The sequence below is a fragment of the Streptomyces celluloflavus genome (assembly GCA_000720995.1).
Classification (GTDB): Bacteria; Actinomycetota; Actinomycetes; order Streptomycetales; family Streptomycetaceae; genus Streptomyces; species Streptomyces celluloflavus.
The window spans coordinates 125757-138655 of record JOEL01000012.1 but is presented as its reverse complement, the minus strand read 5'-3'; the positions used below and the strand labels follow the sequence as shown (position 1 = coordinate 138655).

Annotated in this window: 9 protein-coding genes; 1 reads left to right on the top strand and 8 read right to left on the bottom strand. The window is 71.1% G+C overall.

Going from position 1 to position 12899, the window contains the following annotated elements; genetic code table 11:
- Positions 1–4: 4 nt before the first annotated feature.
- Positions 5–295, top strand: a complete 291-nt coding sequence (locus tag IH09_RS40605) for a hypothetical protein (protein ID WP_052856386.1) — start codon at positions 5–7, stop codon at positions 293–295.
- Positions 296–449: 154 nt separating this feature from the next.
- Here the strand turns inward: IH09_RS40605 and IH09_RS13180 are convergent, their stop codons facing one another.
- From IH09_RS13180 to IH09_RS13145, 8 genes are all read right to left on the bottom strand, one after another.
- The gene (locus IH09_RS13180) at positions 450–1022 is read right to left on the bottom strand and encodes an RICIN domain-containing protein (protein WP_052856385.1); all 573 of its coding nucleotides are present in this window, start codon (positions 1020–1022) and stop codon (positions 450–452) included.
- Between the two features lie 461 nt (positions 1023–1483).
- The gene (locus IH09_RS13175; protein WP_052856384.1) at positions 1484–3109 is read right to left on the bottom strand and encodes a M4 family metallopeptidase; all 1626 of its coding nucleotides are present in this window, start codon (positions 3107–3109) and stop codon (positions 1484–1486) included.
- 277 nt (positions 3110–3386) lie between these two features.
- Positions 3387–5666, bottom strand: a complete 2280-nt coding sequence (locus tag IH09_RS13170; RefSeq protein WP_052856383.1) for a M4 family metallopeptidase — start codon at positions 5664–5666, stop codon at positions 3387–3389.
- 410 nt (positions 5667–6076) lie between these two features.
- Positions 6077–8089, bottom strand: coding sequence for an ABC transporter ATP-binding protein (locus IH09_RS39835; protein WP_052856382.1), 2013 nt, complete (start codon positions 8087–8089; stop codon positions 6077–6079).
- Positions 8086–10080, bottom strand: a complete 1995-nt coding sequence (locus IH09_RS13160; protein ID WP_052856381.1) for an ABC transporter ATP-binding protein — start codon at positions 10078–10080, stop codon at positions 8086–8088. The genes IH09_RS39835 and IH09_RS13160 overlap by 4 nt, the downstream gene beginning before the upstream one ends.
- Before the next feature lie 192 nt (positions 10081–10272).
- Positions 10273–10689 carry a hypothetical protein gene (locus IH09_RS13155; RefSeq protein ID WP_052856380.1) on the bottom strand — a complete coding sequence of 139 codons (417 nt, stop codon included), beginning with the start codon at positions 10687–10689 and terminating at the stop codon, positions 10273–10275.
- 269 nt (positions 10690–10958) lie between these two features.
- Positions 10959–11624 (bottom strand): response regulator, encoded by a 666-nt coding sequence (locus IH09_RS13150; RefSeq protein ID WP_052856379.1) that lies wholly within the window; start codon positions 11622–11624, stop codon positions 10959–10961.
- 6 nt (positions 11625–11630) lie between these two features.
- Positions 11631–12890, bottom strand: a complete 1260-nt coding sequence (locus tag IH09_RS13145; protein ID WP_052856378.1) for a sensor histidine kinase — start codon at positions 12888–12890, stop codon at positions 11631–11633.
- Between the last annotated feature and the right edge of the window lie 9 nt (positions 12891–12899).

Sequence of the window (12899 nt, the reverse complement as noted above, 5' to 3'; positions counted from 1 at the left end):
GGCGGTGAACGGCCCCGCCGGGCGCGGGATCACCGGCCGGCTCCATGGCGGCGGCAGCGCACACCAGCCGCTCCGGGAGATGCGGCCGGGCATCGGCGGGGTCCGGTCCGTCCGCGCGTACCGCCGGCTCACCGGCCACCCGGCGCCCGAGGTCTGCCGTACCGGCGAGGGCCGCGCGGGCTTCCTCGGCCGGGAACGCATCCGGGAACGGATCCGGCGACCTCGCCACCGCCTGCCGCTGATGGACCGGCGTGGCTACGGCCGTTCGTCCTTCGGCCCCCGTATCGCGCCGTGACCACGAGGTGGACGCCGGCATCCCGCCGCCGGCCCTCTCGTGGCACCCGGCCGCCACCCGCGCACCCGGCTGCCGGCGGTCGTCGACGCGGCGCTGCGGGAACTGTGGGCGCGGGGTGCGGCGCGGGCGGGGTGCGGCGCGGGCGGGGCCGTGCTCAGACCCGCTGAAAGCGGAACAGCTGCCTGGCGTTGTCCTTGGTGCGACAGGTGTACTGGACGATGAGCGCGTTGTTGGCCCGGCTGCCCCCGCGCACTTCCAGACACTTGTCGTTGAATGTCTTGATGCGGTATTTCCCGCCGCCGGCGCTCACGATTTTGAATTTCTCGGTGTAGTTGTCCTTCGAGCGGCAGGTGTACTGGACGATGGGTGTGTTGTTCGCCCTGCTCCGGTTCTGGATCTCCAGGCACTTGTCGTCGAAGACCCTGATCGTTGAAGCGCCGCTCCCGGCCGACCGGACGGTGAATTTCTCGGAGTAGTTGTCGGTCGTGCGGCAGGTGTACTGGATGATGCGCGAGTTGTTGGCCGTGCTGCGGTTGAGCACTTCGAAGCATTTACCGCTGAACGTCTTGATCATGTAGGTGCCGTTGGCGATGGCGGCGGCCGTCGCCCGGTGGCGCGCCGTCGGGACTGCCGTGGCCTGCGGTACCGCCATGAGCGACGTCGCGACGGTGGCGCCCGCCAGCGCGGCGCCGGCGACGGCCCTGCGGGTCCGGGGTCGAATACGCATCCGGTGTCCTCCCACTTTCGACGGGTGCGGCCTCCGGTTCTTCCGGCGTTTCCGAAAGGGTGGAGGATCGGCACACTGACTGCCGAAAACGTTCCCACTACCGTCCGATTGACAGCGAGAAGTCCTGGATTCGCCCGAAAGGCTTATGGTGCGGGGCGGCATGTTCGAAAATGCCGACAGTTGCGGGGCGGCATCCGTAAGGCCACATCCGTAACGCCAATATCCGTAATGCAGCATCAACAACGTCGGCATCAACAACGTCGGCATCAGCAACGCCGGTATCGGTGGCGCCGACTTCCGTCACACCAACACCCGGAATGCCGAAAGGCGGTGTCCGGAAGGAGTGGTGGCGGCCGGGGAAATTCCCTGGCCGCCACCGGTTCCTTCCGGACACCGCCCGTCGCTCGGGGCGGATCACCCCGGAGCGTTCACCGCTCGGTCGGACTCCGTTCGGCGCTGCGTCAGTTGACGGCCACGCCGGTCCACGCCGACTCGACGCCCTTGACCTCGGCGCTGTCCGCGCCGTAGAGGTCGGTGGCGGCCTTGACGGTCGCCTCGCGGGCCGCCTTGTAGTCGGTGTTCGAGGTCATGTACTCGCTCAGGGCCTTGAACCAGATCTGCTCGGCCTTGTCGCGGCCGATGCCGGTGACCTTGGAGCCGTCCGCCGTCGGGCTGTCGTAGTGGACGCCGTTGATGTCCTTCGCGCCGCTGCCCTCGGACAGCAGGTAGAAGAAGTGGTTGGCGACACCCGAGGAGTAGTGCGGGTCGAGGTTGCCGGTGTTGGAGTCCCAGCTGTCCTGCGACTGACCGTCCTTGCTGGGCTTGTCCATGTAGCGCAGCGGGGTGCCGTCGCCGTTGATGTTGATCTTCTCGCCGATGAGGTAGTCACCGGGGTCCGCCGGGTTGTTGGCGTAGAACTCGACCGAGGTGCCGAAGATGTCCGAGGTGCCCTCGTTGAGGCCGCCGGACTCACCGCTGTAGATGAGGTTGGCGGTGGCGGAGGTGACACCGTGCGACATCTCGTGCGCCGCCACGTCGATGGCGGTGAGCGGGGCATTGTTGCCCTCGCCGTCGCCGTACGTCATGCAGAAGCAGCTGTCGTCCCAGAACGCGTTGACGTAGTTGTCGCCGTAGTGGACGCGCGAGGAGGCGCCGACGCCGTCACCCTTGATGCCGGTGCGGCCGTGCACGTTCTTGTAGTAGTCCCAGGTCAGGGCCGCGCCGTAGTGGGCGTCGACGGCCGCGGTCTGGGGGTTGTCGGGCTTGCCGTTGCCCCAGTTGTCGTCGGGGGAGGTGAAGGGCGTGCCGCTGCCGGACGAGCCGTTCGACAGGTTGGTGGTGACGTGGCCGCCGCGCCCGCCGTCGGTCAGCGTGTAGCTGCTGCCCTTCTTGGTGGTGCCCAGGTCGACGGTGCCGCTGTACTCGCTCTCACCCTTGCCGGTGTGGATGGCGTCGAACTGGAACAGCTTCTTGCCGGTGTTGGCGTCGGTGATGACGTGCAGCTTGCTGGGCGTGCCGTCCTTCCGGACGCTGTTGACGACGGTCTCGTACGCGAGGACCGGCGTGCCGGAGGCGGCCCAGACGACCTTGCGGGCGGTCTGCGCGGTGGCCTTCTTGGCGCCGATGGTCTTCGTCGCGACGCCCTGCGCGGACTGCTGCGCGGCCTGCGGAGCGATCTTCGGGGTCGTCGAGGCCACCTTGAGGGACTTCTGGGTCGCCTTGGTGGTGCCCTTGATCGCGCCGCCCTTGGCGGTGTGCACGACCATGTCGCCGCCCAGGACCGGCAGTCCGGCGTAGGTGCGCTCGTAACGGGTGTGCGTGGTGCCGTCGACGTCCTTGATGACGTCCTTGACGACCAGCTTCTCCTGGGCGCCGAGGCCGAGCTCCTGGGCGGTCTGCGCCTTGGTGGCGCTCGCGTCACGGAGCAGTTCGGCGCGGTGCGAGGCGCTGAGCTTGAGCGGCGAGCCGCCCTTCTCGGCGGGCTGCGCACCGGCGGTGCCGGTGGTGACGCCAGCGGCCAGCAGGGCCGCGGCGGCGACGACGACGGTTCCGGTCACACGGGTCTTGCGGGAAATGCGGGGGGTCACGGTTCTCCTTCAACTTTGCCAAGAGGTGGGGGGTGCAAAGCGATGCGGGTGTGACGTGCGTCGGGAAGACTGCCATTTCGAACGCGTGCATGTCAGGAGGGTGTTCGAAGGTTGGCTGAAAATCGTCCGTAGAGAGGAGATCCCTGTTCGCATAACGGAGCTGGGCGCCGCCCCCGGAGATCCGGGAACGACGCCCAACTGGGGTGCTGACCAGGTCAGTTGTGAGGCGTGGCCGATATCTGCCACACGTCGGTGAAGCCTGGGTGACGCCGCACGGTCAGAAGGTCAGCTTCCAGCCGTTGATGTAGCCCGAGTCGCCCGCGTAGACGTCCTGGGCCCGCAGCTTCCAGGTGCCGCTCGCGGCCTTGGCGGACGCGTTGACGGTGTACGTCGCCTTGACGTTGGCCGCCGAGTCGAACGGGCTGTAGTTCTTCAGCAGGTAGGCCGTGCCGTCCGGGGAGATCAGGTGCACGACCAGGTCGCCGCGGTAGGGGTGGACGATGTCCACGGTCACCTTCAGCGCGCTGGGTGCGTTGCCGCTGCGGCTGACGGTGATCGGGGAGGTGACCGCCGCGCCCGCGTCCGGGATCGACACCTTGACGTTGCTCTCGAAGACATTGCTGCCGCCGGCCGCGTTGACCGTCCAGCTGAAGTCCGCGGCACCGGTCTTCTTCGCCGCGTCGGTGACCGTGACCTTCACGCTGCTGCTGCCGGCCGTGGTGGGCGTGCCGGAGATCAGACCGCTGTTCGCGTCGATGGAGAGCCCGGCGGGCAGCCCGGTCGCCGCGTACGACAGCGAGCCCGTGGTGCCGCTGCTCGCCTTGATCTGGAGGCTGGCCGCCTGGCCGACCGTGCTGGTCTGGCTGCCGGGGTTGGTGACGGTGACCGCGCCGCCGTCCGGGACGCGCGAGCCGACGTTGACCGCCGCCCAGGTGTTGGCGACCGTGTTGTACGTCGCGCTGCCCTGGCCGAAGAGGTCGGCGGCCGCGGAGAGCGTGGCGGTGCGCGCCGCCGCGTAGTTGGTGTTGGCGCTCATGTACTGGCTGAGGGCCTTGAACCAGACCTTCTCGGCGTTGGCCCGCCCGATGCCGGGCACGGGCTGGTTGTCGTAGGTCGGGCTGTCGTAGTGGACGCCGTTGATGTCCTTCGCACCGCTGCCCTCGGCCAGCAGGTAGAAGAAGTGGTTGGCGACACCCGAGGAGTAGTGGACGTCCTTGTTGCCGACGGTGCTCGACCAGTAGTCGGCCGACATGCCGTCCTTGGAGGGCTTGTCCATGTAGCGCAGCGGGGTGCCGTCGCCGTTGATGTCGATCTTCTCGCCGATGAGGTAGTCACCGGGGTCCGACGGGTTGTTGGCGTAGAACTCGACGGCGGTGCCGAAGATGTCCGAGGTGCCCTCGTTGAGGCCGCCGGACTCACCGCTGTAGTTGAGACCCGCGGTGGCCGCGGTCACGCCGTGCGACATCTCGTGGCCCGCCACGTCCAGGGCGGTCAGCGGCGCCTTGTTGCCCGCGCCGTCGCCGTACGTCATGCAGAAGCAGCTGTCGTCCCAGAACGCGTTGACGTAGCTGTTGCCGTAGTGGACGCGGGAGTACGCGCCGACGCCGTCACCCTTGATGCCGGTGCGGCCGTGCACGTTCTTGTAGTAGTCCCAGGTCTCCTGCGCGCCGTAGGCCGCGTCGACGGCGGCGGTCTGCACGTTCGTCGCGGTGCCGTCGCCCCACTCGTCGGTGGAGTTGGTGAACAGGCTGCCGGTGCCGGACGAGCCGTGGTTGAGGTTGTACGTCTTGTGGTTGCCGCGCGTGGTGTCGGTCAGCGTGAACGACGGCGCGGAGCCGGAGGTGCCGATCGTCACCTGGCCGCTGTACTCGCTGTGCCCGACGCCGTTCTCGATGCCCTGGTACTCGAAGATCTTGGCACCGGTCGTGGCGTCCGTGATGACGTGCAGCTGGTTGGGGGTGCCGTCGTCCTGGAGCCCGCCGACCACGGTCTCGTACGCGAGCACCGGCTTGCCGTCGGCGGCCCAGATCACCTTGTGCGGCGCCGTGGCGGCCTCGGTCTGCTTCGATCCCTGCGCCTGCGCCGACTTGACGGCCTTCGTCTCGGCGATGGCCGGGGCGATCTTCGCGGTGGTGCCGGTGACCTTGATCTGCGCCTGCACGGACTTGGTGATGCCCTTGACCGCGCCGGCCTTGTTCTCGTGCACGACCAGGTCGCCGCCGAGGACGGGCAGCCCGTCGTAGGTGCGCTCGTAGCGGGTGTGCGTGGTGCCGTCGACGTCCTTCGAGACGTCCTTGACGACCAGCTTCTCCTTGGCTCCGAGGTTCAGCCGCTGGGCGGTCTGCGCGGTGGTGGCGCCGGCTTCCCGTATCAGCTCCGCACGCTGGGACGGGGAGAGCTTGGCCGGCAGGGCGCCGGCGGCGGGCGCGGCGTGCGGGGTGCCCGGTGGCGGGGCGGCCGCCGTGCCGGTGCCGGCCTGTACGCCGACGGCCAGCATCGCCGTGGCGGCGACCAGTGCGCTGGTCGCTACGGCGCGCCGATGGGGGGTGCGTCTCACGCTGACTCCTTCTGCGGTGGCCGGCGCCGAGGCGCGCGGCCGAGGGGGACCGGGCGGCGAAGCGGCCGTCCGGGCAGAGCGAGGCAGAACACATGGAACGTGTGGGGGGAGACGGATCCGGTGGAGCGGGTGGAAACGGCGGAACTGATGGGACCGGTGGAGCGGCTGCCGCGAGGAGTGGGGCTGTGGGGGTCCGTGCGGCGGTTGCGGGGAAGAGTGCCACCCTTGACGCGTTCTTGTCAGGCTCCGTTCAACTTTTTGGCCGGAAACTGTCCGTTGACCGGAAGGCGTGTCCGTATGACGGACGGGGCGGGATGGCGGGTCGATTCCGTCAACGGCGCGGTGGAACGGGCCTGGTTACGGGGGTGGCGGGAGCGGCTCCCGTAACGGGTGGTGCGGGAGGTGAGGAGTTACGGGAGGGGGCTGCCGTCCGGGCGGTCGCGGCGTTCGCCGTGCCAGGAGCGCCACAGGGCGGCATACGCGCCGTCGGCCGCCACCAGCTCGTCATGGGTGCCGATTTCGGTCAGCCGGCCGCCCTCCATCACGGCCACCCGGTCCGCGTCGTGCGCGGTGTGCAGCCGGTGCGCGATGGCGATGACCGTACGGCCCTCCAGGACGGCGGCCAGCGCGCGCTCCGTACGCCGCGCCGTCCGCGGGTCGAGCAGCGCCGTCGCCTCGTCCAGGATCACGGTGTGCGGATCCGCCAGCACCACACGGGCCAGCGCGAGTTGCTGGGACTGCGAGCCGTCGGGGTGGTGGCCGTCGGCACCCAGCTCGGTGTCCAGACCGGCCGGCAGCTCCGCGGCCCAGTCGGCCCCGACGGCGGCGAGCGCGGCGCGCAGCTCGTCGTCACCGGCGCGGGGCGCGGCGATCCGCAGATTGTCCCGGACGGTGCCCAGGAACACATGGTGCTCCTGGGTGACGAGGACGACCTGCCGGCGCAGCACATCGGGGGCCAGTTCGGCGATCGGCACCCGCCCGACCGTCACCGATCCGGTGCGCGGCGCATCGATGCCCGCGAGCAGCCTGCCGAGGGTGGACTTGCCCGCACCCGAGGGCCCGACCAGCGCGATCCGCTCGCCGGGGCGCACGGTCAGATCGACGCTGCGCAGGACGTCGCGGGGGGCGGTTTTGGGTGGGGTGTGGGGGATTGTGCCGCTGGTGGGTGTGTCGTTGGTGGGTGCTGTGGTGATGGGGGGCGCGGTGTCGGGCGCGGTCGCGGTGGTTGTGGTGACGGCTGTGGTGCCGGTGGTGGTTTCGGCGGTCGCGGTGCCGGCCGTGTCGCGGGCTCCGGGGCCGGTCCGGCCGACGGCCGTGTCGGTCCCGCTCCGATCGCCGCCCCCCGGGACGTCGTACGCGTAGTGCACACCCGTGACGTCGATGCGGTCGTCGACGGGGGCGGGGGAGGCGGCGCCCGCGGGCGCGGAGGCGGCGCCCGGAGCACCGCCCAGCCCCTCGACCCGGGCGAAGGCGGCAGCGCTGCTCTGCATCTGCTCGACCCAGTACAGGATCGAGTCCATCGGCGCCGACAACTGCCGCAGATACAGCGCCGCGGAGACGACCACGCCCAGGCTCAGCGCGCCCTGCCCGTGCAGCACCCCGCCGACCAGCAGCGCGCCGACCACCGGCAGGGCGTACGAGGCGTCCACGGCGGGGAAGAGCACGCTGCGCAGGAAGAGCGTGCGCAGACGGGTGCGGCGGAACCGCTCGATCGCCGCCCCGCTCGCCGCGGTCCGGCGCTCCTGCAAACCGAGCGCCTCGATCGTCCGCGCGCCCGCCGCGTTCGCCGCGAGCATCTCGGCGAGCGCCGAATTGGCCGCGCCCTCGGCCAGGTACGCGGTGCGCGCACGGCGCAGATACCACCGGGTGGCGAACAGAATGCCCAGCAGCCCCAGGCTGCACGCGCCGAGCACCGGATCGAGCACCACGACCGCGCCGAGGATGAACAGCACCTGGACCACGGCGATGAACACCTCGGGCGCGGCATCGCGCAACGTCTGCCCGACCGTCGTGACATCCGTCGTGCCGCGGCTGGCCAGATCGCCCGTACCGGCCCGCTCCACGGTCGCGGCGGGCAGCGCCAGCGCCCGGTCGACGAACTGCTCGCGGACCCGCGCCACGGTCCGCTCGCCGAAGCGGTGCCCGACATACCGGGCGTAGCGCGCGAGCAGCAGCTGCGCCAGCGCGCAGACCAGGATGACCAGCGCCAGCCGGTCCACGGTGGCCACCGTGCCACCGGTCCGCACCACGTCGATGATCCGGCCGAGCAGCCAGGGCCCGACGAGTCCGGCGCCGGCGGCCAACGCGTTGAGCAGGAGCAGGAGGGCGAAGGCGCGGCCGTCCAGCCGGATCAGCCGGGCCGCCGCCCGCCGGGTCCTGGCCGCATCGGCCACGGGCAGCGCGCCGCCGGTCGCCGAGCTCATCGGACACCGTCCTGGGTTGCCGGAGCGCGGGGGGCGGATACGGCGGAGGGAGTGAGAGCACTGTCCGCCGCGTCCGCGTCGCCCTGGCTCCCGTTCCCGCTGTCGCTTCGGCCCTCGCCCTCGCCGTCGTCCTCCCCGCGGGACACCAGCCGGCGGTATCCGGGCTCCCCGGCGAGGAGTTCGCGATGGCTGCCGACGGCGGCGACCTGGCCGTCCACCAGGTAGTACACGGTGTCCGCACGGTCCAGCAGAAGCGGCGAGGTGCTGGTGACGACGGTCGTACGGCCGGCCCGCGCGGTGTGCAGCCGGGCCGCGATACCCGCCTCGGTGTGCGCGTCCACCGCGGAGGTCGGTTCGACCGCGAGCAGCACCTCGGGGTCGGCCAGCAGCGCCCGCACCAGGCGCAGGCGCTGCCGCTGGCCGCCGGAGAGATTGCGGCCCCGCGCCTCGACCGCCGAGTCGAGCCCGTCCGGCAGCCCGTGGACGATGTCCTGGGCCAGGGCCGTGTGGAGGGCGCGATGGATCGCCTCCTCGGGCCGGTCCCGCCGTCCGGAAACCACCTCGCGCAGCGTCCCGGCGAACAGGTCCGCCTCGTTGTCCGCGACCAGGATCCGGTCGCGGAGCCGCGCCAGGGCGATCTCGTCGAGGCGTACGGCACCCCAGGTCGCCGCCGAATCCGCGAACCCGCCGAGCCGGTCGAGCACCGCCGCGGACGCCGCGGGCCGGCCGCCGGCCAGCGCGGTCAACGACCCGGGCAGCACCTCGACACCGGACACCGGATCGCGCAGCACGGCAGCCATTTCGGGGCCCGCGCCGTCACGGGTCCCGCGTTCCTCCGGGCCGTCCACGGGATCCGCCGTCGCGGAAGCGGCGGCTACGGAATCCGGCTCGGCGGAATCCAGCCGCAGGGTTTTCGGCCGTACGGCCCCCGGCTCCGCGGCTTCCGGCCGTACCGAATCCGTCCGTACCGAATCCTTCCGTACGGCTTCCGGCCGTACCGAATCCGGCTCCAGCCCCAGGAACCGCACCACCCGCCGGGCGGCGACCAGCCCCCGGGTGAGGTCATATCCGCCCTCGATGAGGAACGTCACCGGCGCCACCAGTGTCGCCGTATACCCGTAGACCGCGACCAACTCGCCGACGGTGATGGTTCCCTGGGCCGCCATCCGCGCCGCGAGCCAGGTCACCGCGGCGAGGAAGAGCGTCGGCAGACCGACCCCGAGCGCCTGGATCCAGCTCGCCACCGCCCCGACCCGGTAGCCCTCCGCCCGAAGCGACTGCGAATCGTGCCGGTAGCGTGCCGCGAACACGTCTTTGCCGCCGAGCCCGTTGAGGACGCGCAGCCCGCCGACCAGGTCCGTGAGCCGGGCGGCGAGTCCGCTCTGCTGCTCCCGGTACCGCGTCTCGACACCCGCCAGCCGGCCCAGCAGCGGCCCGACCAGCACCGCGAGCAACGGCACGCCCAGCAGCACCGTCGCGGCGAGCAGCGGGGAGACGTTCAGCAGCAGGACGGCGACGACCACATACGCGAGGACCGCCCCGACGCCCGGACCGGTGATGGTCAACGTCTGGCTGATGACCGCGACATCGCCGATGCCGATCGTGACGACCTCCCCGGCCGTCACCTTGCGCGGCAGCGCGGCGCCCAGCCGCATCGTCTGCGCCACCAGAGCCCGCACCGTACGGATGCTGGCGTCCATCCGGATCCTGGTCATCGTGCGATGCCGCATGATCGCCAGCCAGGCGTTCAGCGCACCGACGGCCAGCAGCACCGCGGACCAGCCGAGCAGCGTCGCCGTCCGGCCGGGCGTCAGCCCGTCGTCGATGGCGCGCGACAGCACATACGGGGGCAGCATCAGCGCGACCATCCACAGACTGCCCAGAGTCGCCCCGCGGGCAACGCGCCACGGCTGACTGGCAACCAGCCACCACAGATACCGTCCGGCGCTGCGGTGGCCGGGTATACCCGGGTCCGTCGACGCGTCTGCCATGCCCGCACCTTAAGGGAGCCGCGCGAGAGGCGGTGGTGCGGGGTACCGGGCGCGGATGAGAGTGTGGATACGGGCGGGCCCGCCGCGTGTGCGAGACGCGGCGGGCCCACCCGCACGTCACGGATCAGCGGACCGTGACGGTCTTGCGATACGAACCGGCCATACGGCCTTGTGATACGGCGTGGAGACGGGTCAGCGGACCGTGACGGTCTGGACGGCCGTGGTCCGCTCCTTCACCGGGTGCTCGTCGTGCGCCCCCTGGTAGCCGTACAGCACGGCGCGGAACTGGAGAGTGCCGCGCTGCTCCGCCTTCACCGAGGTGTTGACCTTGGCGTCATATCCGGTGGCGACCAGCTTGCCGCACTCGATGGCGCGCCACGCCCCCTTGCCGTTGATGCGCTCCTCGACACAGGTCAGCAGGTACGGCGCCGCGTCGTCGCCGCCGCTGGCGGCCACCTTGACCGTCTGGCCGACGGCCACGGTGCGCGGGGTCACGGTGATGTCGAGTTCCCCCTTGGCGAAGGCGGGAACCGTGGCCAGGGCGACCGCGGCCGCTCCGACCGCGCCGACGGTGGCCAGGCGCAGAGAGCGTCGCTTCGTGTTGAACATGGTGTTCCATCCCTTTCATCGGGATCTTCAACTTCCATCCCGATTACCGGAGTTGCCCGGCAATCGGTGCACTGTCGACGGAGAAGACGGTACGTCCCAGGAGGGCGTTGCCTCCCCGTTCGTCACGGACTCGTAAAGACGGGCAGGACGGTACGGGCCCGTCGGGGGCCGCGACCGGCCACGGACGTCCGCCGAAGTGATGCTGGGTGAGCGGAAGTTAGGGGTCCGGGCACTCCTCTTGCTGTGTGCTCCTCTTGCCGCCTCCGCGGCTATGCCGGCCGGACGAGTCCGGTGTCGTAGGCGAAGATGACCGCCTGGACGCGGTCGCGCGCTTCCACCTTGGCGAGGATCCGGCCGATGTGGGTCTTGACGGTCGACTCCGCCAGGACGAGGCGCTCGGCGATTTCGTGGTTGGTGCAGCCGTTGGCGATCGCGATGAGGACTTCGCGCTCCCGGTCCGTGAGACGGGCCAGCCGGGTGTCCTGGTGCGGACCGTGTGGTTCGGGGCCGGGCAAGTGCGGGGCGAACCGGGTGAGCAGCCGGCGTGTCAGGCTCGGGGCGACGACGGCGTCCCCGGTGGCGACGGCGCGGATGCCGGAGATCAGTTCCGTGGGCAGCGCGTCCTTGAGCAGAAACCCGCTCGCGCCCGCGCGCAGCCCCGCGTAGGCGTATTCGTCGAGGTCGAACGTGGTGAGGATCAGGACGCGCGAGCGGCTGCCGGACGCGGCGATGCGGTGGGTGGCCTCGATACCGTCCATACCCTGCATCCGCACGTCCATCAGGACGACATCGGGGGACAGGGCGGCCGTCACACGCACCGCCTCCGCCCCGTGCGCGGCCTCGCCCACCACCGTCATGTCCGCCTGGTTCTCCAGCACCAGGCGGAAACCCATCCGCTGGAGCGGCTGATCATCGACGATCAACACGGTGGTCATTGGCCATCACTCCCACGACCGGGTCGGTGCCCCGCCGTGTCCGGCGGGCTGAATGCTGAGGCGGGCGCGGACCCGCCACCCGCCGCCGGCGTGTGGCCCCGCTTCTACGGTGCCGCCATAGGCGGACGCGCGTTCCGTTATCCCGGCGATCCCCCGCCCCTCGGACCCGCGGTGGCGCTCGCCTCGCCCGGTGTCCACGATCTCGACCTCGACGGCATCGGGCAGGGAGCGCAGCCGGACGCGGGCCGTCGCGTCGCGACCGCCGTGTTTGAGGGTGTTGGTGAGCGCCTCCTGCGCGATGCGGTAGACGGCCAGTTGCAGCCCGGCGGGCAGGTCTGTCAGGTCCGACGGGTCCGACGGGTCCGACGGGTCCGACGGGTTCGGCGGGTTCGGCGGGTCTCCGCTGGTCCGGAGCTCGACCGGGAGGCCGGCGTCGCGTACCCGGTCGAGGAGGCCGTCGAGTTCGGCGAGGCCCGGCTGCGGGCCGAGTCCGGGCGTCGGCTCCTCCTCGCCCAGGACGTGCAGCAGGCGACGCAGCTCGCCCAGGGCCTGGCGCCCGGTGGCGGACACCCCCTCCATCGCCTGCTCGGCACGTTCGGGGGTGCTCCGGAGGCTGTAGCGGGCGCCGTCCGCGAGTCCGATCATCACCGAGAGATTGTGCGTGATGATGTCGTGCATCTCTCTGGCGATGCGGGCACGCTCGGCGGCGGCGGACAGCCGGGCGCGCTGGTCGCGTTCGACCTCCATCCGCTCGGCCCGGTCCCACAGGGCGGCGAGATATGCACGACGGAACCGGACGGCGACGCCGAGCGCGACGGTGGCGCCGCCGGCAACGGTGAGCAGCACGAGCGCGGCCGGCCAGTCCGACGGCTGCCAACGGACGGCTATCAGTACGGCCGTCGCCTCGTAAACGGCGATGACCGGGAGCAGCCGGGACCGCGCCGTCCGCGCCGCGACGCCGTACACGGCGATGAGCAGGGCGATATCGCCCTGGAGCCAGCCGCCCGGCAGCAGCCACTGCACCACGGCCACCGCTGCGATGGCGTAGCAGACCGTCAGCGGCCGTCGGCGCCGCCACAGCAGCGGTGCCGTCAGGCCGATCTGCAACAGCCGCAGCAGCCATGGCGAGGCACCGACCTGTGCCGGATGCGGTCCCACCACACTCGGCAGGCCCAGCACCATGACACCGAGGGTGAAGACGGCGTCGGTGGCGAGTGGATGCCGTGCGGTCAGCTCGCCGACGCGCCGGACGCCCGTGCCGCTCATCGTTGTGCC

Bases quoted from the DNA above. Each gene is read 5' to 3' on its own strand.
- IH09_RS13180 (WP_052856385.1), bottom strand. From the start codon at position 1,022: ATGCGTATTCGACCCCGGACCCGCAGGGCCGTCGCCGGCGCCGCGCTG.
- IH09_RS39835 (WP_052856382.1), bottom strand. From the start codon at position 8,089: ATGAGCTCGGCGACCGGCGGCGCGCTGCCCGTGGCCGATGCGGCCAGG.
- IH09_RS13160 (WP_052856381.1), bottom strand. From the start codon at position 10,080: ATGGCAGACGCGTCGACGGACCCGGGTATACCCGGCCACCGCAGCGCC.
- IH09_RS13155 (WP_052856380.1), bottom strand. From the start codon at position 10,689: ATGTTCAACACGAAGCGACGCTCTCTGCGCCTGGCCACCGTCGGCGCG.
- IH09_RS13150 (WP_052856379.1), bottom strand. From the start codon at position 11,624: ATGACCACCGTGTTGATCGTCGATGATCAGCCGCTCCAGCGGATGGGT.
- IH09_RS13145 (WP_052856378.1), bottom strand. From the start codon at position 12,890: ATGAGCGGCACGGGCGTCCGGCGCGTCGGCGAGCTGACCGCACGGCAT.